At 44.7% G+C, this 23364-nt stretch carries 23 protein-coding genes, 1 other RNA gene and 1 pseudogene; 10 read left to right on the top strand and 15 right to left on the bottom strand.

The genetic code is table 11. The features are described from left to right. Nucleotides 1-249: 249 nt before the first annotated feature. The 3 genes from AACQ17_RS11485 to AACQ17_RS11475 all read left to right on the top strand — a co-directional run bounded on the left by AACQ17_RS11485 (nt 250) and on the right by AACQ17_RS11475 (nt 1743). Nucleotides 250-645 (top strand): ACT domain-containing protein, encoded by a 396-nt coding sequence (locus tag AACQ17_RS11485; protein WP_170935161.1) that lies wholly within the window; start codon nt 250-252, stop codon nt 643-645. Between the two features lie 99 nt (nt 646-744). After that, nucleotides 745-897: a hypothetical protein gene (locus AACQ17_RS11480; protein WP_013857464.1), complete on the top strand. Its 153-nt coding sequence runs from the start codon at nt 745-747 to the stop codon at nt 895-897. A 288-nt stretch (nt 898-1185) separates the two neighbouring features. After that, nucleotides 1186-1743, top strand: a complete 558-nt coding sequence (locus AACQ17_RS11475; protein ID WP_094147234.1) for a hypothetical protein — start codon at nt 1186-1188, stop codon at nt 1741-1743. A 200-nt stretch (nt 1744-1943) separates the two neighbouring features. Here AACQ17_RS11475 and AACQ17_RS11470 read toward each other — a convergent pair whose 3' ends face one another. Genes AACQ17_RS11470 through ltnD form a run of 6 tightly spaced genes read right to left on the bottom strand, consistent with a single transcriptional unit; the run spans nt 1944 to nt 8030 of the window. Then, on the bottom strand, nt 1944-3446 hold the full coding sequence (locus tag AACQ17_RS11470; RefSeq protein WP_094147233.1) for a GntP family permease: 1503 nt from the start codon (nt 3444-3446) through the stop codon (nt 1944-1946). Continuing rightward, the gene (denD, locus tag AACQ17_RS11465; protein WP_094147232.1) at nt 3446-4417 is read right to left on the bottom strand and encodes a D-erythronate dehydrogenase; all 972 of its coding nucleotides are present in this window, start codon (nt 4415-4417) and stop codon (nt 3446-3448) included. Before denD ends, AACQ17_RS11470 begins: the two co-directional genes overlap by 1 nt. A gap of 43 nt (nt 4418-4460) precedes the next feature. Beyond that, a complete protein-coding gene (gene otnI / locus AACQ17_RS11460) occupies nt 4461-5237 on the bottom strand; it encodes a 2-oxo-tetronate isomerase (RefSeq protein ID WP_094147231.1) in 777 nt (258 codons plus the stop codon). Beyond that, nucleotides 5237-5869 carry a 3-oxo-tetronate 4-phosphate decarboxylase gene (gene otnC / locus AACQ17_RS11455; RefSeq protein ID WP_017047954.1) on the bottom strand — a complete coding sequence of 211 codons (633 nt, stop codon included), beginning with the start codon at nt 5867-5869 and terminating at the stop codon, nt 5237-5239. Before otnC ends, otnI begins: the two co-directional genes overlap by 1 nt. Continuing rightward, complete coding sequence (gene otnK, locus AACQ17_RS11450) at nt 5866-7122, bottom strand: 3-oxo-tetronate kinase (RefSeq protein ID WP_026028106.1); 1257 nt, start codon at nt 7120-7122, stop codon at nt 5866-5868. The genes otnC and otnK overlap by 4 nt, the downstream gene beginning before the upstream one ends. A gap of 2 nt (nt 7123-7124) precedes the next feature. Continuing rightward, a complete protein-coding gene (gene ltnD, locus AACQ17_RS11445; RefSeq protein ID WP_017047956.1) occupies nt 7125-8030 on the bottom strand; it encodes an L-threonate dehydrogenase in 906 nt (301 codons plus the stop codon). 267 nt (nt 8031-8297) lie between these two features. Here ltnD and AACQ17_RS11440 point away from each other — a divergent pair, with 267 nt between their 5' ends. Next, complete coding sequence (locus AACQ17_RS11440) at nt 8298-9068, top strand: DeoR/GlpR family DNA-binding transcription regulator (protein ID WP_017047957.1); 771 nt, start codon at nt 8298-8300, stop codon at nt 9066-9068. Nucleotides 9069-9299: 231 nt separating this feature from the next. On the opposite strand, the gene ssrA is transcribed toward AACQ17_RS11440, so the two are convergent. After that, nucleotides 9300-9666: a transfer-messenger RNA gene (ssrA, locus tag AACQ17_RS11435) on the bottom strand. Nucleotides 9667-9733: 67 nt separating this feature from the next. After that, nucleotides 9734-10219 (bottom strand): SsrA-binding protein SmpB, encoded by a 486-nt coding sequence (gene smpB, locus AACQ17_RS11430; protein ID WP_013857439.1) that lies wholly within the window; start codon nt 10217-10219, stop codon nt 9734-9736. 116 nt (nt 10220-10335) lie between these two features. Between smpB and AACQ17_RS11425 the strand changes: the two genes are divergently transcribed. Next, complete coding sequence (locus tag AACQ17_RS11425) at nt 10336-10767, top strand: SRPBCC family protein (RefSeq protein ID WP_094147775.1); 432 nt, start codon at nt 10336-10338, stop codon at nt 10765-10767. Then, complete coding sequence (locus AACQ17_RS11420) at nt 10767-11069, top strand: RnfH family protein (RefSeq protein WP_010319507.1); 303 nt, start codon at nt 10767-10769, stop codon at nt 11067-11069. The genes AACQ17_RS11425 and AACQ17_RS11420 overlap by 1 nt, the downstream gene beginning before the upstream one ends. Before the next feature lie 111 nt (nt 11070-11180). Here AACQ17_RS11420 and bamE read toward each other — a convergent pair whose 3' ends face one another. Then, the gene (bamE, locus tag AACQ17_RS11415; protein ID WP_026027472.1) at nt 11181-11540 is read right to left on the bottom strand and encodes an outer membrane protein assembly factor BamE; all 360 of its coding nucleotides are present in this window, start codon (nt 11538-11540) and stop codon (nt 11181-11183) included. A 144-nt stretch (nt 11541-11684) separates the two neighbouring features. Continuing rightward, on the bottom strand, nt 11685-13349 hold the full coding sequence (gene recN / locus AACQ17_RS11410; RefSeq protein ID WP_029388392.1) for a DNA repair protein RecN: 1665 nt from the start codon (nt 13347-13349) through the stop codon (nt 11685-11687). A 294-nt stretch (nt 13350-13643) separates the two neighbouring features. Here recN and AACQ17_RS11405 point away from each other — a divergent pair, with 294 nt between their 5' ends. Further along, entirely contained in the window at nt 13644-13799 is a 156-nt protein-coding gene (locus tag AACQ17_RS11405) for a hypothetical protein (protein ID WP_017047959.1), read from the top strand. A gap of 54 nt (nt 13800-13853) precedes the next feature. On the opposite strand, the pseudogene AACQ17_RS11400 reads toward AACQ17_RS11405, so the two are convergent. From AACQ17_RS11400 to nadK, 4 genes and pseudogenes are all read right to left on the bottom strand, one after another. Next, nucleotides 13854-13955, bottom strand: a pseudogene (locus AACQ17_RS11400) (Rid family hydrolase); the annotation flags it as partial. 53 nt (nt 13956-14008) lie between these two features. Then, on the bottom strand, nt 14009-15223 hold the full coding sequence (locus AACQ17_RS11395; protein ID WP_026028108.1) for an aromatic amino acid transporter: 1215 nt from the start codon (nt 15221-15223) through the stop codon (nt 14009-14011). A 116-nt stretch (nt 15224-15339) separates the two neighbouring features. Continuing rightward, the gene (gene tnaA / locus AACQ17_RS11390; protein ID WP_094147366.1) at nt 15340-16758 is read right to left on the bottom strand and encodes a tryptophanase; all 1419 of its coding nucleotides are present in this window, start codon (nt 16756-16758) and stop codon (nt 15340-15342) included. A 635-nt stretch (nt 16759-17393) separates the two neighbouring features. After that, on the bottom strand, nt 17394-18278 hold the full coding sequence (gene nadK / locus AACQ17_RS11385; protein ID WP_094167693.1) for an NAD(+) kinase: 885 nt from the start codon (nt 18276-18278) through the stop codon (nt 17394-17396). A gap of 142 nt (nt 18279-18420) precedes the next feature. Between nadK and grpE the strand changes: the two genes are divergently transcribed. From grpE to dnaJ, 3 genes are all read left to right on the top strand, one after another. Next, entirely contained in the window at nt 18421-19020 is a 600-nt protein-coding gene (grpE, locus tag AACQ17_RS11380; protein WP_038148829.1) for a nucleotide exchange factor GrpE, read from the top strand. Between the two features lie 344 nt (nt 19021-19364). Next, complete coding sequence (dnaK, locus tag AACQ17_RS11375) at nt 19365-21272, top strand: molecular chaperone DnaK (RefSeq protein WP_013857431.1); 1908 nt, start codon at nt 19365-19367, stop codon at nt 21270-21272. A 286-nt stretch (nt 21273-21558) separates the two neighbouring features. After that, nucleotides 21559-22701, top strand: coding sequence for a molecular chaperone DnaJ (gene dnaJ / locus AACQ17_RS11370; protein WP_026027474.1), 1143 nt, complete (start codon nt 21559-21561; stop codon nt 22699-22701). A gap of 109 nt (nt 22702-22810) precedes the next feature. Here the strand turns inward: dnaJ and AACQ17_RS11365 are convergent, their stop codons facing one another. Next, nucleotides 22811-23242, bottom strand: a complete 432-nt coding sequence (locus AACQ17_RS11365; protein WP_170935162.1) for a type IV pilin protein — start codon at nt 23240-23242, stop codon at nt 22811-22813. Between the last annotated feature and the right edge of the window lie 122 nt (nt 23243-23364).

Raw genomic sequence — 23364 nt, 5'->3', positions numbered from 1 at the left:
GTATAAAGCATTCAGATAGTATTGAGTGATGTGTTACGTTGACCTTTTTGATTTTAAATGCATCTTGTTTTTTCTTTATTAACATTGCGATTCTCTAATTAATTGAATTTTATTTAATTTTTATTTTCTTCTTGTTTTTAAATTGTGGTTGTAAGAATAATTAATCACTAATTAATATTATTAATTTCACTTATTCCACAGAGGGCTTTACTCTGCACTTCGGCTTCAATTTGAATGAGAAATAAAAATATGACAGCGATTACTGATTTAGAGGTTTTACTGCAATCCATGTCACCCGAGTTGGTGGGCGGAAGCTATGTGTTTTGTACTGTGCAAGGGGCATTAGCCGATTATTTGCATTTAGAACCCGTGGCGACATTTCAAGAGCGTGAAGGGCTGACCTTGGTCGTTGAGCAGCAAAAGGCCATTGCGGCGCAGCTCGATTTTGAATCGGTATTCAGCTTAATTACGCTGACGGTTCATTCAAGTTTAGAGGCGGTGGGTTTAACGGCCGCTTTTGCAACTAAGCTAGCTTCGTATGGCATCAGCGCTAATGTGATTGCGGGTTATTATCATGACCATATTTTTGTGCAACAAGAGAAGGCAGAAAAGGCGATGGCGGCACTCAAAGAGTTCGCACAATAACGATTTCCTTGCTACCTGCAACTCCAAGTTGTTTGGTTATAAATATTCAAAATAGCATAGTTTGATGCAACCAATCGGTTAAGGGTAGAGGATAAGTGTATGAGTAATATGGTAATGAAAGTGAAGACGGCATCTGGTCGGCAAGTGACCTATCATCGGAATTTAACGGCGCTGCGCCAGTCGTTTGACCAAGCTGGGATTCGTTACCAGTTGATTGAGACGAAAGTGGTTGCGGTTCGTTCTCCTCGCTGAATGAGTTAGCGTACGTCAGTTAATTTTCATTCAGGGATGATTGAATGTGTCAAAAGGGGAGTGGTGATGCGTTTGTTGAGTTTGCAGTTTTGTTTCCAAAATTGAGAAACATATTTTCGAGAATAAGCGTGTATTGATAAGAGTCTTTTCTAGGATTTATACCGAATGCCGTGATATTATCCTGCGCCCAACGGTCAGGTGGTGGGTTTATAAACCACTACAGGCCTTATTAGTAGCAGATAGTTTCATTGTTGTGGATGATGATTCTATGTAAAAAGAGACCGTATTTTGCTTGATATATTACGCGAAGTATTAGGATGGACATCTGTCGCATTCTATATATCACTCACTATTTTTAATTCGATGAAGTTTACTCGCTATGCTGCATTTGCTTCGGCTGCGAATGACATTGCTTGGTCAATTTTGATGGGCTGGTGGCCTAAAGTCATCCTTAACCTGTCGGTTGGTGCCATTAACGCATATCGATATGTGAAAGATTTTACTAACACCAGCAAAATGGTGATCAATTCTGCTGCGGCTTTGATGGCGAGCGGTATTCTTTATATTGCTTATGTGGCCGTAAGCAGCTTTATCAATAACCCCACACTTGCCGAAGCCTTGCAGTTTGGCGATCTCGCGTTAATTTTGTTGGCACTGTATATGACTGACCTGAAAAGGTTCCGTTTGCTCATGTTCTTATCGGGGTTTGTTGGTATGGCTGCCTATTTCGGTAACCCACAAATGATGATTATCAAAGCGTTGGTTATTGGCATTATGGCTTACAAGCTTTTCCGCGCCGATAAACTCACGACAGTCGCTACCCATCAGCAACAAACGAAGGCCTAAATATGTGTTTATATTGTCTGTAACTAACTGAAAATGCATGGAATGTTGCATTTCATTATGCTTGAAGTGATATTTAGATAAGTCAGGTGGTTGGTTCAATGTTGAGAATAGAGAAGGTTATGAACTAAAGCAGGAAGTTCGTGTACCTGTCTCACATTGTAAGATAAGAAAACCCCTTAATAAAAAGGGGTTTTGATGCATTAGCAAGGGGGTTGGGTCGCTACCTGACTCGATGATCGACTTTGTGATCTCACAAAATAGAGACACCAACCTAGGACCAGTAGCGGAAACAGTGGGTCATAAACGGATCCTGCACTGCCAAATATTAGGTTAAGTGTCATGATTAACGTGCCACCAATCGCCCAAGCAATAGTGGTTGGAATGGTCCAAATTACCAGTTGTTTACGAACCTCGGTTACGCCCATCAGTCTGTTTACTATATGGAACAGACTGTCGTTGAAATACCCTGCAAATAGGCTGCCCATTGTGGCGGCGGAAGCTGCAAACAGCATGTTTACGTCTTGAATTTCTGCAAGGACTGGCGCAGAAATTGAAGCAGCCGTAATCATTGAAACTGTGCCACTGCCCTGAATTATTCTAACCAAGGTTGCGATAATAAACGGGATCATAATCGGTGAGATAGAAAGAGAGGCGATCTGATTAGCGATCTCAGCACCAGCACCAGATTCACGCAGTACGTTGCCTAAAGCACCTCCTGCACCAGTCACGAGAAGGATAATCCCTGAAGTTGAAATACCTTCTTCCAATTTGGCGGTAGTTTTTTCTTTATCCAAGTAAGGAGTCAAGGTATAAACAGCCAATAATGTACTGATCGACAAGGCAATAATTGGGTGGCCGAGGAACTGTATTGCTTGCCCTACAAAACTGGCGCTAAGTCCCGTTAGCCCTAGTTGTTTTTCTGCAAGTTGTGTCAGCGAATTAACTAGAATCAGCAGAATCGGCACTGCGATTGGCATGATTGATTTAGTCAGAGAAGGTAGTGCTTTTGATGATTTTGATGCCATATAGTCAGCGTGAACTTTTTGCTGCTCTTCTGGCTCTTTAGCGAAAGTTACCGGCGCTGTGTACTCCGGGAAATGTTTCTCTAACCAACGCGCATACATCACAATTCCAGCAACAGATGGTAAGGCGATGATCAGACCAAAACCCAGCATTGAGGCGATATCAACACCGAAGATGCTTGCGACACTCAAGGGGCCTGGTGTGGGCGGAATACAGTGGTGAGCCACCACAAGGCCACCTGCTAAAGCGACCGTGAGTGTGAGAATGGAACGTTGAGATGTCTTCGCCAGAGATTTAGCAATCGGGTAAAGAATGATCAGAGCACTGTCGACAAAGACAGGGATACTGACAATGTATCCGGTAATCGCCAAAGCCAGCTCTTCCTTACGCTTGCCCAACCATTTAATGAAGTGATAGGCAATAGATTCACCCGCGCCAGAGGTTTCCAGAATAGCGCCCATCATAACGCCAAGTCCAATCACAATACCGATGCCACCTAAGGTACCGCCAAATCCTTTGCTGATCGCTGACATGGTTTCGTTCACGTTTAATCCGCCGATTAAGCCCGCGATACAGGCAGCAGCAAGCATTGCAATCAACACATGCACACGTGTTCGCAATACCAGAAATATCAGAACGAATACCGCGATAATCAGGCCGATAACAGAAATCGATAACATTATGCGTCCTCCATTTCACTAATTGGGTTGGTGTTAATGTAGCGAGACAATACGGTATTGAAATCGGCATCGGCACTAAAGCCAAGGTTGAGTTCGTATGTGTTATCAATCGATTGAGGCCAACTGGCCACTATCGCTTCAACTGCTTTGTCTTTCTTTACGGTCACGAGCTTGGTGCGCGATAAGCTTACTTGCTCGGCCATTACGGAGAGCATGACCCGCGGTGTGACCTTGATTCCAGGTAGGTTGAACGTTCGATAACCTTGGATAGAGGCTCGTTCAAGTTGACTGGCGTGAATAATATTTTGAATCACGGTTTCAGGGCTCGATATCCATAGACCTAAATCAAGGTCGACGGGGCAGTTGGATTGTTCACCTTTAAGTGGCTCACGAATTATTCCGCTGACGAAAGATGAAGCGGCCTGATTTGGCACGCCAGGACGGATGCAAATCGTTGGTAGACGAACGCTGATAGCATCGACCAAGTTTTTGCGGCCATAGTCATTGACCAGTAGCTCACCCATCGCTTTTTGTGTGCCGTATGAAGAGCTTGGCTGAGTCGCTGTCATTGGCGTTACGACCTCTGGCAATTTTCCACCAAACACCGCCAGTGAACTCGAAAACACAAAGCGTATCTCTGGATTGACTTGGCGACACTGTTCCAGCATCAATTGTGTTGCTGTTAAGTTAACTTTTATTCCAAGATCGAAATCTTGTTCTGCATGACTAGAGACAATCGCAGCAAGATGGAAAACATGAGTCGTCTCAGGGACGATAAATGTAGCGATTTGTTGTGGGTCGGTGATATCAGCCACGACTGCACTGACTCGTGGATCTTGAGTGATGGCGATGTTGGGTTCTACGCGATCGACAACCGTCAACGATTGAATCAAGTGAGAATATTGCTTAAGTAGGGTTTGAGTCAGCATCGTGCCCAGAAATCCGGCACCACCTGTAATTACGATGTTCATACGCATGTCCTTGTCGTCTGAATTTCATTATTGTTATTGAGTGTTATAAATAAGGTTTAACCCAGCCCAAGCCTTGTTCTGTGGTGGTTCTAGGTTTGTATTCGCACCCAATCCAGCCGTTGTAACCGGAGTTATCTAGTACATCGAATAGGTACGGATAGTTGATTTCGCCGTCGCTTGGTTCATTACGGTGTGGCACTGATGCGATTTGAATGTGGCCGATAAACGGTGCCAATTCGTGGATCAGGACATCCAGATCGCCATCCATGATCTGCGCGTGGTATAGGTCCAGTTGCAGTTTCACGTTCGGCCGGTTCACTCTCTGAATCAATTCAACCGCACGGCGCTGGTGAGCGATGAAATAGTTTGGTACATCGCGGTTGTTAAGCGGTTCAATTAGTACATCAATCCCGTGTCTGGCGAACGCATCTGCGGCATAACGAATATTGGCGATAAAGGTGTCTATATGTTGTTGCATGCTGTGTGCCGAGTCGATGATTCCTGACATGGCGTGCACTTTTTTGCAATTAAGTGCTTTGGCGTACATCAGTGCGGTGGCAACGCTTTGTTTGAACTCTTGCTCGCGTCCCGGTAGGGCAGCGAAGCCTTTTTCGCCCGCATCCCAGTCGCCGGGAGGCATATTGAACAGCGCTTGTTCAAAGTCGTACTGCGCTAGTTTTGTTGCTAGCACTTGTGGTTCGAACGCATAAGGAAACAGAAATTCGATCGCCTTAAAGCCTGCGCGGTGTGCTTGTTCAAAGCGCTCTATAAAGGGCACCTCGGTAAATAGCATGGTGAGATTAGCAGCAAATTTAGCCATTATTTCCCTCTCCCTTTCAGGTCTTCCACTTCCGCTTCGGTGAGGTAGCGAATTGGGTGGTTATTGAGTAAAAACATAAGTTTGGCGGTCTCTTCTAGCTCTTCAGCGTTATCCACCGCATCTTCTAAATCGTTACCTGTGATGACAGGGCCATGGTTAGCCAGTAAGAATGCTCGGTAATCTGCGGCGTGTTTAGCCAGCTCTTCTGCAATACGCGGCTCTCCCGGACGCAGATACGGAATCACAGGTAACTGACCAATACGCATCACGTAGTAAGGCGTAAAGGGGCGAATGGCGTTTTCTGTATCAAGGTTGTCGAGGCACGATAACGCCGTCAGGTACGTTGAATGCAGGTGTACAATCGCGTTGCATTTCGGGTTGTTGCGGTAAATTGCCAAATGAAAGGCAATCTCTTTTGACGCGCGCTTACCGGAAAGTTGGTGACCGTCGATGTCCACCACCGACAGTTCCTCTGCGATTAAACGACCAAAGGAAGAGCCAGTAGGCGTGGCAAGAAAATGGCCGTTAGGCAGTTTCAGCGATAGATTACCTGCACCGCCGGTGGCATAACCACGTTCGAACATCGAACGTGCTAGACTGACCATCTGTGCTCTGAGTTGTTGTTCTGTCATAGATAAAAATCCTGCGCTTTTTCGAAGAACCGTTCATTGCCGAAGTTACCTGACTTAAGTGCTAGCGACAGTGAACCGTCGATGGATTTGACCCAAGGTACGCCCGGTGTAATTTGCGGTCCGATGTGAAAACCTGTGACGCCTAGGCTTTGGGTCACTGTGCCGGACGTTTCACCGCCAGCAATGATAAAGTTCTTCACCCCAAACTCTTGCAACTGGTGTGCAAGCTGGCTGAAAAACTGCTCCACCGCTTCGCTCGATGCCGTCGCGCCATATTGCGCTTGAATGGCTTTAAGTTTGTCTGGATCTGCGGTGGCATACACCATTGGTGCGTAGTCTCCATCAAGCTGCTTAGTTACCCAGTTAAAAACCTTTTGCACGTAGTGCTCATCGTGTAAACATGCATCCACATCGACTGCAAAGTGCGGTGCTAGAGTTTGATAGTGGGCGACTTGTTGATTGGTCATCACTGAGCAAGAGCCAGAAAGCACCACGCTGTGGGCGCGCTCCGGGAAGCCTGCTGATTTGCTTTCGTTTTGCTCGGTCAGTTTGTCGGCCCAGTTCTGGGCGATACCTGCGGCGAGGCCTGAACCGCCGGTAATCAGTTTGAGTGATTTAACGGCCTGACCAAGTGTAATCAGATGAGCGCTGTTAATTGCATCCACCACTGCGTAGCGTTTACCTTCATTTTGCAACTGTGCAAAACGTTCTATTACGGCCTCTGCGCCTTGCTCAATGGTTTGATAATTCACCAGACCACATTCGCCTTGTGACTGACGTTTCATCAAACGCACAACGCTGGAATCGGTCATCGGTGTTAGCGGGTGATGGCGCATTCCCGATTCATTTAGCGGCTCACCCAGTACGAACAGATGGCCGTTGAATACGGTGCGCCCATTAATCGGTAGTGCTGGGCAGACGATGGTGAAGGTTTCGTTCAGCTCGTCCAGCAAAGCATCGGTCACTGGGCCGATGTTGCCTTGCTCTGTGCTATCAAAGGTTGAGCAGTATTTGACGTAAAACTGCTGACAACCTTGAGCCTTTAACCAGCGCAGAGCGGCCAGAGATTGGCTGACAGCTTGCTCTGTCGGGCATGAGCGAGATTTAAGGCTGATCACGACCGCATTAGCATCCACTTGTGTGTCGTTCGTCGGTACCCCGTTAAGCTGCACTGTGCGCATGCCGTTCTCAACCAGAAAGCCAGCAATATCAGTAGCGCCAGTAAAATCGTCGGCAATCACTCCAAGTAACATCATTATTTCTCCACACCAGGTAAGTTGATGCCGTCAAAAATCTTAATCACGGCGCTATCGTCTTCTTTACCAAAACCGGCGTTGCTGGCAGAGGTAAACATGTTGAGTGCAGTCCTCGCTAGCGGTAGCGGGAATTTCAGATCTTGTGCGGTATTCGCGACCAGATTGAGGTCTTTAACAAAGATATCGACCATGGATTTTGGCGAGTAGTCGCCGTCTACTACATGCCTCATGCGGTTCTCAAACATCCAAGAGTTACCTGCGGCATTAGTTACTACGTCGTACATCAGATCGAGAGGAATATTGGCACGTGCGGCCAGTGCCATTGCTTCTGCACCTGCGGCAATGTGTATGCCTGCCAGCAACTGGTGAATGATTTTTACCGTCGCGCCCAAGCCGATTTCGGTACCGATGTTATAAACTTTTCGTGCAGTCGCCTTTAGCACAGGAGCCAGTTTTGCGAAGGCTTCTACGCTACCGGATGCCATGATGGTCATTTCACCTGCTTCTGCTTTGACTGCGCCGCCAGAAACCGGCGCATCCAGCATCAGCAAATTGTGTATGTTCAACCCCGCTTCAATCTCTTTGGCATCTTGGGCTGAGATAGTGGCAGATACCATGACGGTGGTGCCTGATTTGAGGCTGGCGGCTAGGCCTGAATCGAATAATATCGATTTGACTTGCTTAGCGTTGATCACCAGCAATAGAACCGCATCGAGTTCGTTGGCAAATTGATTTGCGTCGCTAGATACGGCTTTCGCACCGTAGCTGCTCAGCGTTTCTTGCGCCACTGGATTGAGGTCAACGCCGTATACATCAAGTCCGGCGCGAATACAGGATTTCGCTGCGCCCATTCCCATAGAGCCTAACCCAATGACAGCGACCGATTTAACTGTTTGATTATCCATATACTTATCTCGCGCTAAATGTGCATTTAAAATGTTAATCGTTGTTATTTATTGTGATTGTATGTGAAATTCGCTTGCTTGTCCTGTGTGTTTCGTCACAAAAATTAACAATTAATGGTGATGATATTGAAGATAGTCAGCTATTTACATGCTATTCCTCCGGTTCTGTGGCCGAGAAACGCTTTATTTCACAATAGTTAACGCAACTTCACACCGCGGTTGATGGCTGATAATATGAATGCACTTATCACATACCGCTAAGTCATTATGATTCCAGCAGAACGTCACAAAACTATTCTGTCACTACTTTCACAACATGAAGTTATCAGCATCAACGAGCTGGTTGAACAGTTGAATGTGTCGCATATGACCATTCGTCGCGATATTGTTAAGCTCGAAAAATTGGGTAAGGTATTGTCGGTTTCAGGCGGTGTGCAGCTTACGACTGTGTTGCATCAGGAACCTTCCCACGATGCCAAAGTGATGCAGCATGCCAGCGAGAAAGTCGCGATTGGCCATATAGCTAGTCAATTAGTGCTTAAGAATTCCACTGTCTATCTTGATGCGGGTACTACGACATTGGAAATCGCTCATCAACTCGCCATGCGTGATGATCTACTGTTTATTACCAATGATTTTGTGATTGCGACTTATCTTATCCATCACAGTAAAAGTGATCTTTACCACACAGGGGGGCGAGTTGATCGTGAGAACCTATCAAGTGTTGGTAGTAAAGTGTCCGACTTTTTGTCGGGAATGAATATCGATGTAGCGTTTGTTTCGACCTCCTCTTGGAATTTACGTGGCATTTCAACGCCTAGTGAGCCGAAAGTGAGTGTTAAAAAGGCAGTGTCTGTGGCTGCACAGAAAGTGATTTTGGTCTCTGACTCATCAAAATATGGCAAAATAGCCACCTTTCACGCCCTCGATATTCAAAGTTTTGATGCGGTCATCACAGATGCTTCATTTCCTGTCAGTGTGCGCCAGGAATTGGAAGATAAAGGTATTCAGGTGTTGATCGGTAATGAAGTTTGTTAGGCGTAGGCCTGAAGATTTTTGGGGGCTTTGATCTCTTTATCTGTCAGCTTTACTGTGTTTTTTGCCATGATGGGTACACCAGATTAATACGATAAAATCAGCGTACCTTGTAGTGTACCTAAAAATTAAAGCTGCTATGAATCTTATGGAATAACTACAAACACTAAGCTATTGATTTTATATATTGCAGATAAGAAAAAAGACGCCCTAGGACGTCTTTAAACTATGATTTGGTGGAGCTGGCGGGATTTGAACCCGCGTCCGAAAATCATTCATCATTGGTACTACATGCTTATTCGGTCTTTAATTTCACCATCAAACTGCGAACCGACACGCTATCTAATGGCTATCCTGAATTAGTTTTAATGCTTTGTCTCTCAGGCGGGAGACGCGGCACGAGCTTGTTTGGTTTTGACTCTCTGTTGTTCCCCGTCTTACGAGCGGAAGCTAGGGCAGAAAGGCTCTTGGCAGGTTATTAAGCTGCTAGTGCGTAGTTTTCGTCGTTTGCGACTATTTTTTTGCGGCTTTTAACGTGGCAAACCGCCCCACGGCATGCACCTCAGACTGCAAAATTCCCGTCGAATCCAGAATCAGCCCCAAGTGTGTTGACGCATACTACCAGAAAACCTTTGTCTGTCTAGCTTTCTGCGTCTAAGTGGTTAAGATTAACGCAATGAGCTCTTCATTACGCGTGCTTTCTCTCTTGCCCAATCTTTTTCTTTTAAATCATCACGTTTGTCATGCAGTTTTTTACCTTTCGCTACACCAATTTTGATTTTCACCCAAGAGCGAGACCAATACAGTGATAGTGCGATAAGTGTCATGCCTTCACGGTTGATGCGTCCATAAAGGTTATCCAGTTCACGGCGGCTGATTAACAGCTTGCGCACGCGAGTTGGGTTGGCAACAACGTGAGTGGATGCTTGCTGCAGTGGCGTTATTGTCATTCCGGAAACAAAGGCTTCTCCGTCTCGCATGAAAACGTAGCTTTCTGCGATATTCGCTTTGCCTTGACGAAGAGATTTGACTTCCCAGCCTTGGAGCTCCATGCCTGCTTCTACTTCATCTTCGATAAAATATTCGTGGCGAGCTTTTTTATTTACAGCAATGGTATTGCTACCTGCTTTTGAGTTTGATTTTTTCTTTACCATAGTGGCGGCATTATACGGCTTGGTTTGAGCTTAGGAAATCCTTTTATTTGCGTAGGATAAGAATAAAAGTAAAATTGTTACACACCAGACTCTTTCGGTGGTGATGAGGAGAGAATATGAAGCAAGTCAGTCGTTCTGCTTTAGTGTCTTTTAGTGCAGAACAAATGTTTAATCTCGTGAATGACGTTGCTCGTTATCCTGAATTTTTGCCAGGTTGTTCTGGTTCTCGCGTTATTGAATCTTCCGATTTGTCGATGGTGGCTTCGGTGGATGTTTCAAAGGCAGGGATAAGTAAGACGTTCACAACGTCGAATGTGTTGGTGGCCAGTGAAGCTATTTTGATGAATTTGGTCGATGGTCCTTTTAAGGCTTTAAAAGGCGGTTGGTATTTTACTGCACTTGATGAACAGGCCTGCAAGGTTGAACTTAAACTGGAGTTTGAATTTTCGAGCAAAATGGTGGAATTGGCTTTTGGCAAGATATTCAATGAATTGACTATTAATATGGTTAACGCATTTACCAAACGAGCGAAACAGGTGTATCAGTAATGAGTATTGAATCTGAGATGATCCATGTTGAGGTAGTCTATGCATTGCCTCATGAGCAAAGAGTACTGAATTTGGTGGTAGACAAAAACTCAACCGTCGAAACGATAATTCAACAGTCCGGTGTGCTTGAGCTCTACCCAGAGATTGATTTATCAAAAAATAAGGTCGGGATTTTTAGTCGTAACGTTAAGCTAGATTCGACGGTCAGAGACCGTGATCGCATTGAAATTTATCGTCCGTTATTGGCCGATCCTAAAGAGATCCGTCGCAAGAGAGCCGAGCAGGCAAAAGCGCAACAGTAAACGTTGCTGCGGTATTGGGTGCAAGATAAAGGGCTCGTTATGAGCCCTGTCCGTTAGTATCACTCATTGTGAGGTGCACTTTGGGTATCATTTGTTTGAACGTGTTTTCGTTCAGTTTACGCCTTCAAAAAACCGTTCGCTAGGAGGGTAGTCGCCACTGATTTCCATCAAAGCACCTGCGGTATTAAATGTCGCAATCAGGTTTTTCTGTATCGATTCTTTGTGGCCTTCCGTGTGGTGATAAATGTAATACCAAGTATCGGGATAACCGTTTTCAATAAGCATCGGCGACCCCATGACAAACCTAACCTGTTCTTTGCTCATACCGAACTTGAGTTGATCGACGGCTTGCTGTTCAACGTAGTTGCCTTGGTTAATATCAATACGATAAACGAGTTTTTCTAATAAAGAGCATCCAGTCAGCATTGTCATTGCTAAAGGGACTGCGATTAACCACTTTTTTAACTGCATATTCAAAATTCTTTGCCAATAGGTCGTAAAACTGGACTGATAATAAACAAGCTCGCAGCAGAAGTAAAAAATAGACTGAGCTACGAGCTAGTTGAGACTGCAAATTTTGAGTTTGGTTGCAAACCTAAAAAGAAAAATGTCAGCTTAGGCGGCGATCAGCAGTTCTTTCGCATTAGCAAGGGTAGATTCGGTGATTTGGCTACCCCCTAAAAGGCGAGCAAGTTCAGCGACGCGTTGTTCATTGTCTAACCGTTTCATTTGTGTTTCTGTCTTTCCTGCTTTGGCTTGCTTGCTGACAAACAGTTGTTGGTGCCCGCAACCTGCCACTTGTGGTAAGTGAGTCACACACAGTACTTGAGTTGATTCGCCTAATGTCCTTAACATTTTTCCGACCACCGCAGCAGTTGGCCCACTGATACCGACATCGACCTCATCAAAAATAAGGCTAGGAGTGTCTACTTTTTGAGCGGTGATCACTTGGATTGCTAGAGATATCCGTGACAGTTCTCCGCCTGACGCGACTTTAGCGATAGGCTGCAGCGGTTGACCTGGGTTGGTCGAGACTAAGAAGGTTACGGTGTCAAAACCCAGTGGTGATGGATGCGTTGTTTCATGATTAACTTCGATGCAGAACTTGGCTTTTTCCATGCTCAGTTCGTGCATGCTATTGGTGATTAATTTATCCAGCTCTTTCGCGTAACGGCTACGAGACTTATGCAGTTTGTCGGCACAGGTTGCAAACTGCTGATACTGTTTGGCAACGTTACTTTCCAGTTCTTGTAATTTATCTTCAGAGCAGTCAAGTTGCGCTATTTGTTTGAGCAGATCTTGGTGGTGGTGGTAAAGCGTTTCAGGAGCGATGTAGTGCTTGCGCGATATGGACATCACTTTAGAGTAACGTTCTTCTACATAAGCCATACGTTCAGGATCGACATCGATACTGTCCAGATAGTTTCGCAATTCACTGTTGGCTTCTTCGAGTTGGATGATGGCTTCAGCCACCATGTTGGGTAAGGTGGCAAGTTTTTCATCTAACTCGGCCAGTTCAAGCAAGGCGTGGTTGGCTGACTGCAGCAAACTTAGCGCATTGACTTCTTGCCCCTCATAAATAAGTTCAATGGCTTGCTGGCAAGTGGTAGCAAGCTCGCCACTGTTGGCTAAACGTCTGTGCTCTTGTTCGAGTTCGGTGAACTCTTCTTCACCAATCGCCAATTCATTGAGTTCTTTGATTTGATATTCCAGCAGTTGAACTTGAGCTTGGTTTTGTTGACTATTTTCTTTGAGTTGATTGAGCTGGTTATCTGCTTGACGCCACATTTGGTAGGCTAAGCGTGTCTCTTTGACAAGATTCACGTGACCTGCGTATTGGTCCAGCATGCTCATTTGATACTCACTTTTCATCAGTTGATGATGGGCGTGTTGACCGTGGATGTTGATCAGTAATTGACCTAGAGCTTTGAGTTGTGAAAGAGGCACAGGGCTGCCATTGATGAAGGCACGAGAGCGGCCATCTTTGGTGATGATTCGGCGTAAAATACACTCTTTTTGGTCGAGCAAGTCATTGTCTTCCAACCAGCGCGTGGCGTTGAGGTTATTGTCCAAAATAAAGGCGGCGCTGACTTCGGTTTTTTCTTCACCCTGCCTGACCATTCCTGCTTCCGCACGGCCACCAAGACATAAACTGAGCGCGTCAATTGCAATGGATTTACCCGCACCGGTTTCGCCAGTAATGGTAGTCATTCCTTTGGAAAGCTCTAACTGCAATGATTTAACAATAGCAAAATTATTCACACTTAAATGAGCCAGCATTTCTGTACCTATATAATCAAATAACACTGTATAAGTGAACAGTATAAACTGTTTTTTTATACAGTAAAGATGCCTGTCAGAAAACTATGAGTATTGTAAACTGCGCTGAGTTTAGTGCATGCGACAGGAAGTGATTTATGTTGCTTGATAGCTCTGGCTTTCTAGTGAATTTTACTTCATTCGATGGGGTTAATTAGTTTTGAATTGATTATTAAATGCTCATTAAATAGTTTGACGAGGTTCACAAAAAAGATAGAATACGCAACCTGTATACAATGTAACAAGGTGTAGTAAATGATGAACTCAGCACTTCTTTCGCTATTAGAAAAGAAAAGCACCTCTGAAAAAGGTAAATCCCAATCGACATTGGCTGATAAACTATCGAGTGTCATGGTGTTTGGCGCGACAATCGCCGTAGTTGGTTTGCTAGGGTTAATCTACATTGCATAAATTCACATAAAAAAGACGCTTGATGCGTCTTTTTTATCATCTAGAGAATAGCGCTTACTTGGTCGCTATCACTTCAATTTCCACTTTCGCATCCATAGGCAGGCGAGCAACTTCCACGCATGAGCGCGCTGGAAAAGAGGCTTGGTGGCTTTCAAAGACCATCGTAATTCTCGTCATTAGTGGGTTGCCATTGGTGTAGTGAAACTGACTTAACCGCTGAATGTCGGTAATAGGTTCATCATTGACATAAAGTGGAATACTGCGGTTGCGATACCAAATAAGATCAGCATGCCGATCATTGCGTTGCCACCCGGTGCCATAAATCCTTCTTGACCACCTTCTAAAGTGCGTGATTTACGAGCCAATAACGCTGGAATTAAGCAAGCCCAGATTGTTGCAGCAGCACCCGCATAGCCAATCGCCAGAATAAAGCCGAAAGGGAACAATAAAGAAAGGGTGAGTGGTGGAATAAATGTCACTAGCCACGTTTTAGTTCGACCTTGTTTGTTGTCTTCAAATTTAAACAGGTCTGCCAGAAAATCAAAAACACCTAAGCCTACTCCAATGAACGAAGAAAGAATGGCTGCCATTGAGAAGGTGTTGATTGCGTGCGATACCTTGTCTGAATCAATCACAGAGCCTAACGCTGCTAACAGAACTTCAACGTTACCACCTTGGGCAATCACTGGGCCGAAATTGCTACGTGGTAGGTTACCGTAAATACTGGCCATCCACAGGAAGTACAGACATAGTGCGATAACGGTACCGCCCAAAATGGCGTATTTTGCGCGATGCTCACACCCATAGTAAGAACGCATACTGGCCACTGAGTGATGATAACCAAATGAAGTTAACGCCACAGGTAACATTGCCATAGCGTATGGGGCATAATTGGATTCTTCGTTAATGCGGTCGAAAAGTACGCTAGTATCTATGTTAACGGCTAAACCAGAAACACCAAATACGAAGCTCAGTACCATAAAGGCAATAAGAACAATAGAGATCCTGTCGACTGCTCGAGTAGAGTGCCAAACGAAAAGAGAGAAAACAGCAACAAACAGGACTGATGTGATTTTGTTATTGATACCTAAAACACCTTCTAGAATTAAACCTGAAGATGTGATGTAAGCATAAAGTAAGATACCGCCGACAAAATAAACTGCTAAATTATTAATTCGGTTGACGTTATCGCCAAGGATGTCTTTGGTCACAGTGTTGAAAGACACTTTAAGATCGTAACGCTTGAATGCTTCCAATAGCATCCAACCCGAGAGTGTCATCATGATCATGGTGAAGGTAATTGTGATAAGAGACCAAGTCGTCCAAGCGCCGGCTCCCGCACTCGGTAACCCTAACATTCCGGCTCCGACACAGACGCTTGCTATGATACAAGCTCCGCCCACTAAAGATGGATTATTGTTCATAATCGTTACTCTTGTTTAAGTTTCATGTTGAGGAAAAAGCCCGCTAAATTTATAGATTTTGTTTTGCTCGATTTAGAAGGAAATAGCGCGCCAATTAGGCGCGCTTTAGTTAGTGATTATTCAACTTCCTTTAGACGGGCTGTGAAGTGGCGTAGCACTTGTGGCTCGTAGGTGAAATCGAGTCCCTTTACGTTGTGGGCATTCTCTTTTACTTTCCCAAATGCTTCGATAACAAAGTCCATGTGCGTTTGGGTGTAAGTAGCACGAGGAATGGTTAGGCGTAACAACTCAGCAGGACAAGGGTGTTGTTTACCCGTTGCAGGATCACGGCCTAATAGTAACGAACCGATTTCCACCGCGCGAATACCTGCTACTTTGTAGAGTTCACAGGCCAAAGCATGGGCTGGGAATTGATGCGAAGGGATATGAGGTAATAGTTTGCCTGCATCAACGAATGCTGCGTGGCCGCCAGCCTGCTGACACACAACCCCAATGGCTTCTAGGCCATCAACAAGGTACTGAACCTGGCCGATACGGTACTCTAGCCAGTCTTGACGCATGCCATCGTATAGACCGACAGCAAGACGCTCCATTGCACCACCTTCAAGACCACCATAAGTAGGGAAACCTTCTTGAATCACACAAAGCGTGCGGCATTCCGTGTAAGTGTCCATCATCGATTCATCTTTGAAACACAACAGACCACCCATTTGAACCATTGCATCTTTCTTAGCAGACATGGCTAAACCATCTGCGTATTTATAGGTTTCACGAGTGATTTCTTCGATAGTCCAATTTTGATAACCCGGTTCGCGTTGCTGAATAAAGTAAGCATTCTCAGCAAAACGCGCAGAGTCCATGATGACAGGAATATCGTAGCGTTGAGCAATCTCGTATACCGTTTTTAAGTTAGCGATAGAGACAGGCTGACCACCGGCAGAGTTACAAGTAATCGTGCTGACAATGTAAGGTACGTTCGCAGGCCCTGCTTCTTCAATCGCCATTTCCAGTTTCGCGATATCAAAGTTACCTTTGAAATCTGCATTGACGGATGTATCGAACGCATCTTCGGTATAGACGTTTTTCGCCACACAGCAGTTAACCTGAGTGTGACCTTGAGTGGTGTCGAAGAAGTAGTTAGACAGCGCCACCATTTTTGAACGATCGAGGCCTTTTTCTTGCTCACGCTTTTTAATTAGAACAGGAATATAGATTTGCTCTGCACCACGGCCTTGGTGAGTTGGGATAGTTAACTCATAACCGAAGATATCTTTCACCGCATTCGCCAGCGCATAGTAGCTGCGGCTGCCACTGTAAGCTTCGTCACCCATTAGCATTGCTGCTTGCATTCTTTGAGTAATAGAGCCTGTGCCGCTGTCAGTGAGAAGGTCAATAAATACATCGTCACTATCGATAAGGAATGGGTTCATACCCGCTTTAAGGATGGCCTCTTCGCGATATTCACGTGTTGTACGTTTTACTGGTTCAACAACACGAATGCGGAAGGGTTCTGGTAAGTGTTTAAAGTTTTCCATGATAATACCTTTGAATAATTTAATTTTCGTCAGGCGATATTAGTCAACACCCTTTATATATTTAGAGTGAAAAATATCGCGCCAAATAATTAGCGATAAAATTCGAGTGAAATAAATCTATTTGAGAATAACCAAGCAACAACTTTAAATTAATAAAGATGAATGCAAGTATCGAAAAGCGATATAAATAGATTTAGTGTTGATGCTGATTGTTTAATGGATTCGAAAGAATGCAGAAACAACCAAGCAGGCTAGGCGTGTGCAAAAGATGGTAAAATTGAGATTTGATAGTCGTGCGTGTACCAAGCTAGGGAGCTTGACCATAACTTATCTTGAATTTTTAGATTTTTACTCATATCTAAATCCGTGGTGAGTTATAGCTGGTTGACTGATGGAACGATTCTTAACCAAGTTGATCAGTAAGTAAATTGATAGAAATAATAATTGTGATCGAGGTCCTTAACTTGAATATGGAATAAATCATGGCTCACAAATAATCAGCTATAGGATAAGTAAATTTATGATGGAAAATAAATAGAAATTTTAAAACCCATTAAATATTAATGATTCCCTGTAAAAAAGACCTCGATATTATTAATCGAGGTCGACAGTCAATAGAAGGTGAAGAGGTTGGTTTAAAACAATTTACTCGACCAACCCAGTTTCTTTCTTAGCACGTGATAGTAGCTGTAATCTTTAGGATGAATGAGCTTTAGAATATTTGGGCTTTGGTAAATATGCACTTCATCACCGGGGGAAACCGGTAGGGATACTTGTCCATCGCAGCTAACTTCCTGTGTTCCGCGATTATCAGGCGAAACCAGCAGTTTTATCTGGCGGTTGCCATCCACAACTAAGGGGCGGCTTGAAAGGGTATGCGGGAACATGGGGACCAGTGTAATGGCGTTTAAACTGGGAGATAAAATCGGCCCGCCGCCAGAAAGTGAATAAGCGGTAGAGCCCGTTGGTGTAGAAACGATAAGGCCATCGGAGCGTTGAGAAAAAGCGAAGCTATTATCTATATAGACTTCAAATTCAATCATATGTGCAATTTTTCCGGGGTGTAATACGGCTTCATTAAGCGCTGCATTATGGCTTTTGACTTGCCCGTGGCGATGAATTTCTGTTTCCAGTAAGAAGCGTTGTTCTTCTAAATATTCGCCATTGAGTACTGCAAGTAGCCTTGGTTGAAAATCTTCTGGGTTGAGATCGGTCAAAAATCCTAAATTGCCACGATTCACCCCAATCACGGAAATGTCGAAGCGTGATAATACGCGTGCGGCACCGAGCATATTGCCATCGCCCCCAACCACAACCGCAAGGTCTGCTTTTTTGCCGATTTCAAGCAGGCTAGCGAAATGTTCCGCAGGTATATCTTCCAATATTTCGCTGAGACGATCATCAATAAAGACCGGATATCCCATTGAAGTTAGCCATTGGTAAAGCTCTTTATGTGTTTGAATGGCTTGTTGATCTCTTGGTTTTCCAATGATAGCGATCACTTCAAATGGTTTTTTCATAAATTTTCCAAACTAATTAGGCTTGAATCAGGATTGTTCATCCCCATAATAAGGGCAAGTTATGCCTTTGTGCGAATTTTTGTGTGCTTAACTTTTTGAACTGTGGAGGTTAAGCGCAAAATAGTTGGATTCTGGAGATATCATGAACAACGAAGAAAACAAAATCAAAGAAGAAGAACTACAGCAAGAAGTAGTGGGTCAAGAAGCTGAAGTCGTTGGTACTGACGCGGATATCGATTGGAACGAACAAGTTGAAGTCGATGAGAAAGAGTCCCAAATTGCGCAATTAGAAGCGGCGCTACTGTCGAGCGAAGCAAAAATTCAAGAGCAAAAAGACTCGGTGCTAAGAGCGAAAGCGGAAGTTGAAAATATGCGCCGCCGTTCAGAGCAAGAGATCGATAAAGCGCGTAAATATGCGTTGAGCCGTTTTGCTGAAGAGTTGTTGCCAGTGTTAGACAACCTAGAGCGCACGATTCAAGCTGCTGACGCTGAGAACGAAGTGGTGAAACCGCTGGTGGAAGGTGTGGAACTGACACACAAAACTTTCATTGGCGTAGTTGAAAAGTTTGGCCTGAAAGAGATTAATCCTGAAGGCGAAACATTCAACCCAGAATTGCACCAAGCAATGTCAATTCAAGAGAGCCCAGATCATGAACCTAATACTGTGATGTTTGTGATGCAAAAGGGCTATGAGTTGAATGGCCGAGTGATTCGCCCTGCGATGGTCATGGTATCAAAGTAAAGAGTTGCGAAATAAGCCAAATGCTTTATTGGCGTTAATTTATTCAGTGCCAAAGAGAGGTGTACGTCGCCTCTCTTTTTTATGTCGAAATCGATTAATGTCGAGATAGAAACCTTCATTAAGTGATTTCGGGATTGAAAAAGTCGTTATTTACGCTGTTTAGTCGAAATATCATAACTTTTTTCAATTTTGCCCTTGAAAAGGTGCTGAGTGACCTTATTTATTGGGCATACGAGAAACGAACATCCTTGTTTAGTTTGTGAGTAAGGGTTGAAACCCTGTTCTCCCTCCCCCACATAGGGGGTAGCATAAAACAAAAATAGAATTTATTTGGAGATAGCCTGATGGGTAAAATCATTGGTATTGACTTAGGTACTACTAACTCTTGTGTTGCTGTTTTAGATGGCGACAAACCTCGCGTTATTGAAAACGCTGAAGGTGAACGTACAACTGCATCGGTAATTGCATATACAGATGGTGAGACGCTAGTAGGTCAGCCTGCAAAACGTCAAGCGGTAACAAACCCAACCAATACGCTATTTGCAATTAAGCGTTTGATCGGTCGTCGTTTTGAAGACGAAGAAGTTCAACGTGATATTGAAATCATGCCTTACAAAATCGTGAAGGCTGATAATGGCGATGCTTGGGTTGAAGCAAGAGGCCAAAAAATGGCCGCTCCTCAAGTTTCAGCTGAAGTTCTGAAGAAAATGAAGAAAACAGCTGAAGATTTTCTTGGTGAGCCAGTTACTGGTGCCGTTATTACGGTTCCTGCATACTTTAACGATGCACAACGTCAAGCAACGAAAGATGCAGGTCGTATTGCAGGTCTTGAAGTAAAACGTATCATCAACGAACCAACAGCGGCTGCACTTGCTTATGGTTTGGACAAACAAGGTGGCGATCGCGTTATCGCGGTATACGACCTTGGTGGTGGTACATTTGATATTTCAATCATCGAGATCGATGAAGTTGAAGGCGAGAAAACATTCGAAGTTCTAGCAACTAACGGTGACACACACCTTGGTGGTGAAGACTTTGATAACCGCATGATCAACTATCTCGTTGATGAGTTTAAAAAAGAGCAAGGCATCAACCTAAAAACTGATCCACTTGCGATGCAGCGTCTAAAAGAAGCCGCAGAAAAAGCGAAGATTGAGTTGTCATCAGCGCAACAAACAGATGTGAACTTGCCTTACATCACCGCTGATGCTGCTGGTCCTAAGCACATGAACGTGAAAGTGACACGTGCGAAACTAGAATCTCTAGTGGAAGACCTTGTTCAGCGTTCGCTTGAGCCACTAAAAGTGGCGCTGGCTGATGCAGACTTGTCTGTCGGCGACATCACTGACGTTATCCTAGTGGGTGGTCAGACTCGTATGCCTATGGTTCAGAAGAAAGTGGCTGAATTCTTTGGCAAAGAAGCGCGTAAAGATGTTAACCCAGATGAAGCGGTTGCTGTTGGTGCGGCCATTCAAGGTGGTGTGCTTGCGGGTGAAGTAAAAGACGTACTGCTACTTGACGTAACGCCTCTGTCTCTCGGTATCGAGACAATGGGTGGCGTGATGACTAAGCTGGTTGAGAAAAACACAACGATTCCAACTAAAGCGAATCAAGTATTCTCTACCGCTGAAGACAACCAAAATGCAGTAACGATCCATGTTCTACAAGGTGAGCGTAAGCAAGCCATGTACAACAAATCGCTAGGTCAATTTAACCTAGAAGGTATTCAAGCTGCACCACGTGGCATGCCACAAATTGAAGTTGTGTTTGACTTGGATGCGGATGGTATCTTGCACGTGTCTGCGAAAGATAAACAAACAGGCAAAGAGCAGAAGATCACTATCCAAGCGTCTGGCGGTTTGAGCGATGCTGAAATCGAGAAAATGGTCCAAGAAGCTGAAGCAAACAAAGAAGCGGACAAAAAGTTCGAAGAGTTAGCGACAGCACGTAACCAAGCGGACCAAATGATTCACGGTACTCGTAAGCAAATTGAAGAAGCGGGTGATGCTCTTCCTGCTGACGATAAAGTGAAGATTGAAGCGGCCATTACTGAGCTTGAAGAAGCGAAGAAAGGTGAAGACAAAGAAGCGATCGACGCTAAAGTTCAAGCGCTTATGGCTGCTGCTCAAAAACTGATGGAGATCGCTCAGCAAAAAGCTCAAGCACAACAAGCGGGTGAAGGCCAACAACAGTCTGCAGAAGACGATGTCGTTGACGCTGAGTTTGAAGAAGTCAAAGAAGACAAAAAGTAATTGATTGAGTTCCCTCCTTTTAAACGGGGAGGGCTAGGGTTGGGTGGCTCGCGAGTTTAACCCACCCTAACTTCTCTAAGAGAAGAATGAAATCAACGGTATGATGCGGGCGTTTGGGGTAACTCTTACGCCCGTATGTCTGTAATTAATGAAAACTCATTGGTGTCCATCTAACTAACAGTGTCTTTTTAGTTTGAATTCACTAGAATCTAGAGCCATTAGTTAGGTCGATATAAACACCAAGCGGCAGCGTGTCGTTTGCGGTAACAAATTGGTGACGAAGAAGATGTCAAAACGTGATTTTTACGAAGTATTAGGCGTAGGCCGAGATGCCTCTGAGCGCGATATTAAAAAGGCGTACAAGCGCCTAGCAATGAAGTTTCACCCTGATAGAAACCAAGGGGATGACAGCGCTTCGGACAAGTTTAAAGAAGTAAAAGAAGCGTATGAAATTTTAACCGATTCGCAAAAGAAAGCGGCTTATGATCAGTACGGTCATGCTGCTTTTGAACAAGGCGGAATGGGCGGTGGCGGCTTTGGTGGCGGCAGTGCTGATTTTGGCGATATCTTCGGTGATGTCTTTGGTGACATTTTCGGTGGTGGTCGTCGGGGCGGTGGTCAAGCGCGTGCACAACGTGGTGCTGACTTGCGTTACAACATGGAACTGTCTTTAGAAGAGGCCGTTCGTGGTTGTTCGAAAGAGATTGAAGTGCCAACACTGGTCCATTGTGATTCTTGTGAAGGTACTGGCGCGAAGAAAGGCTCGTCTGCGCAAACGTGTGGAACCTGTCATGGTCACGGTCAAGTACAGATGCGCCAAGGATTTTTTGCTGTACAGCAAACCTGTCCGACTTGCCATGGTAAAGGTAAGATCATTAAAGACCCATGTAACGTGTGTCATGGACAGGGGCGTAAGCAAAAAACCAAAACGCTTAATGTTAAAATTCCAGCCGGTGTGGATACGGGCGATCGCATTCGTTTATCTGGCGAAGGTGAAGCGGGAGAAATGGGCGCTCCAGCGGGGGATTTGTACGTACAAGTTCACGTCAAAGAGCACCACATTTTTGAACGTGATGGCAACAACTTATACTGTGAAGTCCCTGTAAGTTTTGCTATGGCGGCACTTGGCGGTGAAGTTGAAGTTCCAACACTCGATGGTCGTGTAAACTTGAAAGTGCCAGAAGAGACGCAAACAGGGCGCATGTTCCGTATGCGTGGTAAAGGTGTGAAAGGCGTACGCGGTGGGGCGATCGGTGATTTGGTTGTCAAACTCGTGGTTGAAACACCTGTGAAACTGAGCGCGCGTCAAAAAGAACTATTACGTGAATTTGAAGAAACTTGCGGTGGTGAAGCGGCAAATAAGCATAAGCCTAAATCGGAAGGTTTCTTTAATGGCGTGAAAAAGTTCTTCGATGATTTAACCAGCTAATTCACTGTTGAATTATTATCTATCCAATAAGGCCTGCAATGCAGGCCTTATTCGTTCCAGATACAGGATGACTTTGTCCTCCCCTCACAAACTGAACATTTGTAGTGTTCTATTTCCAACATGCGCTTGGGGCTGATTCGTTGGTTGATTTCAATGTCATGACCTTATCGCTGGTTAGACATTCATCCTGGTCTTGGCCTCTGGTGCTCTGCGCCGTCGCGGTGATGGTGTAGCTACTGGTTGCGGAGCTGGCGACTGAAAACTGATAGCGTTCAGCATCGCTTTCACAGATGACGCAATTTCCCCCTGAAATGATCCTGCTCCAGTCATAACCCTTATCGTAGTGATGCTCCAGTTCCAGTTGAATTCTCCCCATATCGGCGAGTGCGGTGGTTCGGTGCCCTTTTAAAACGTGCTTGGTATAACTTGGATAAGCGATTGCAGACAGTACGCCAATAATCACAACCGCAATCAATAATTCGATCAATGTCATCCCGAACGACCGCCGGTTGTGGTTGTTGCATTTAGAATTTCGAATCATCACGTGGAGTTCCTTGTTGATTTACCCGCTATTTTTATTAGGTGATAGCATTCGCGCAAGGTGAATTTTGTTTCATATTTTAATTACATAGGAATTTGGGAAATGGCTCGCGGGTTTACTTT

The organism is Vibrio sp. V10_P2A27P122, assembly GCF_963874335.1.
Lineage (GTDB): Bacteria > Pseudomonadota > Gammaproteobacteria > Enterobacterales > Vibrionaceae > Vibrio > Vibrio anguillarum.
The sequence above is the reverse complement of the archived record's forward strand: the minus strand, read 5'-3'. Positions and strand labels throughout refer to the sequence as shown.

What these genes read in the sequence shown, in the direction of transcription:
- AACQ17_RS11395 (WP_026028108.1), bottom strand. Translation starts at nt 15,223, where the DNA reads ATGAACAATAATCCATCTTTAGTGGGCGGAGCTTGTATCATAGCAAGC.
- smpB (WP_013857439.1), bottom strand. Translation starts at nt 10,219, where the DNA reads ATGGTAAAGAAAAAATCAAACTCAAAAGCAGGTAGCAATACCATTGCT.
- otnC (WP_017047954.1), bottom strand. Translation starts at nt 5,869, where the DNA reads ATGACAGAACAACAACTCAGAGCACAGATGGTCAGTCTAGCACGTTCG.
- dnaJ (WP_026027474.1), top strand. Translation starts at nt 21,559, where the DNA reads ATGTCAAAACGTGATTTTTACGAAGTATTAGGCGTAGGCCGAGATGCC.
- AACQ17_RS11405 (WP_017047959.1), top strand. Translation starts at nt 13,644, where the DNA reads ATGATGAACTCAGCACTTCTTTCGCTATTAGAAAAGAAAAGCACCTCT.
- dnaK (WP_013857431.1), top strand. Translation starts at nt 19,365, where the DNA reads ATGGGTAAAATCATTGGTATTGACTTAGGTACTACTAACTCTTGTGTT.
- bamE (WP_026027472.1), bottom strand. Translation starts at nt 11,540, where the DNA reads ATGCAGTTAAAAAAGTGGTTAATCGCAGTCCCTTTAGCAATGACAATG.
- ltnD (WP_017047956.1), bottom strand. Translation starts at nt 8,030, where the DNA reads ATGGATAATCAAACAGTTAAATCGGTCGCTGTCATTGGGTTAGGCTCT.
- otnI (WP_094147231.1), bottom strand. Translation starts at nt 5,237, where the DNA reads ATGGCTAAATTTGCTGCTAATCTCACCATGCTATTTACCGAGGTGCCC.
- AACQ17_RS11425 (WP_094147775.1), top strand. Translation starts at nt 10,336, where the DNA reads ATGAAGCAAGTCAGTCGTTCTGCTTTAGTGTCTTTTAGTGCAGAACAA.
- AACQ17_RS11440 (WP_017047957.1), top strand. Translation starts at nt 8,298, where the DNA reads ATGATTCCAGCAGAACGTCACAAAACTATTCTGTCACTACTTTCACAA.
- nadK (WP_094167693.1), bottom strand. Translation starts at nt 18,278, where the DNA reads ATGAAAAAACCATTTGAAGTGATCGCTATCATTGGAAAACCAAGAGAT.
- AACQ17_RS11480 (WP_013857464.1), top strand. Translation starts at nt 745, where the DNA reads ATGAGTAATATGGTAATGAAAGTGAAGACGGCATCTGGTCGGCAAGTG.
- AACQ17_RS11470 (WP_094147233.1), bottom strand. Translation starts at nt 3,446, where the DNA reads ATGTTATCGATTTCTGTTATCGGCCTGATTATCGCGGTATTCGTTCTG.
- tnaA (WP_094147366.1), bottom strand. Translation starts at nt 16,758, where the DNA reads ATGGAAAACTTTAAACACTTACCAGAACCCTTCCGCATTCGTGTTGTT.
- denD (WP_094147232.1), bottom strand. Translation starts at nt 4,417, where the DNA reads ATGAACATCGTAATTACAGGTGGTGCCGGATTTCTGGGCACGATGCTG.
- otnK (WP_026028106.1), bottom strand. Translation starts at nt 7,122, where the DNA reads ATGTTACTTGGAGTGATTGCCGACGATTTTACTGGCGCTACTGATATT.
- recN (WP_029388392.1), bottom strand. Translation starts at nt 13,349, where the DNA reads ATGCTGGCTCATTTAAGTGTGAATAATTTTGCTATTGTTAAATCATTG.
- AACQ17_RS11365 (WP_170935162.1), bottom strand. Translation starts at nt 23,242, where the DNA reads ATGATTCGAAATTCTAAATGCAACAACCACAACCGGCGGTCGTTCGGG.
- grpE (WP_038148829.1), top strand. Translation starts at nt 18,421, where the DNA reads ATGAACAACGAAGAAAACAAAATCAAAGAAGAAGAACTACAGCAAGAA.
- AACQ17_RS11420 (WP_010319507.1), top strand. Translation starts at nt 10,767, where the DNA reads ATGAGTATTGAATCTGAGATGATCCATGTTGAGGTAGTCTATGCATTG.
- AACQ17_RS11485 (WP_170935161.1), top strand. Translation starts at nt 250, where the DNA reads ATGACAGCGATTACTGATTTAGAGGTTTTACTGCAATCCATGTCACCC.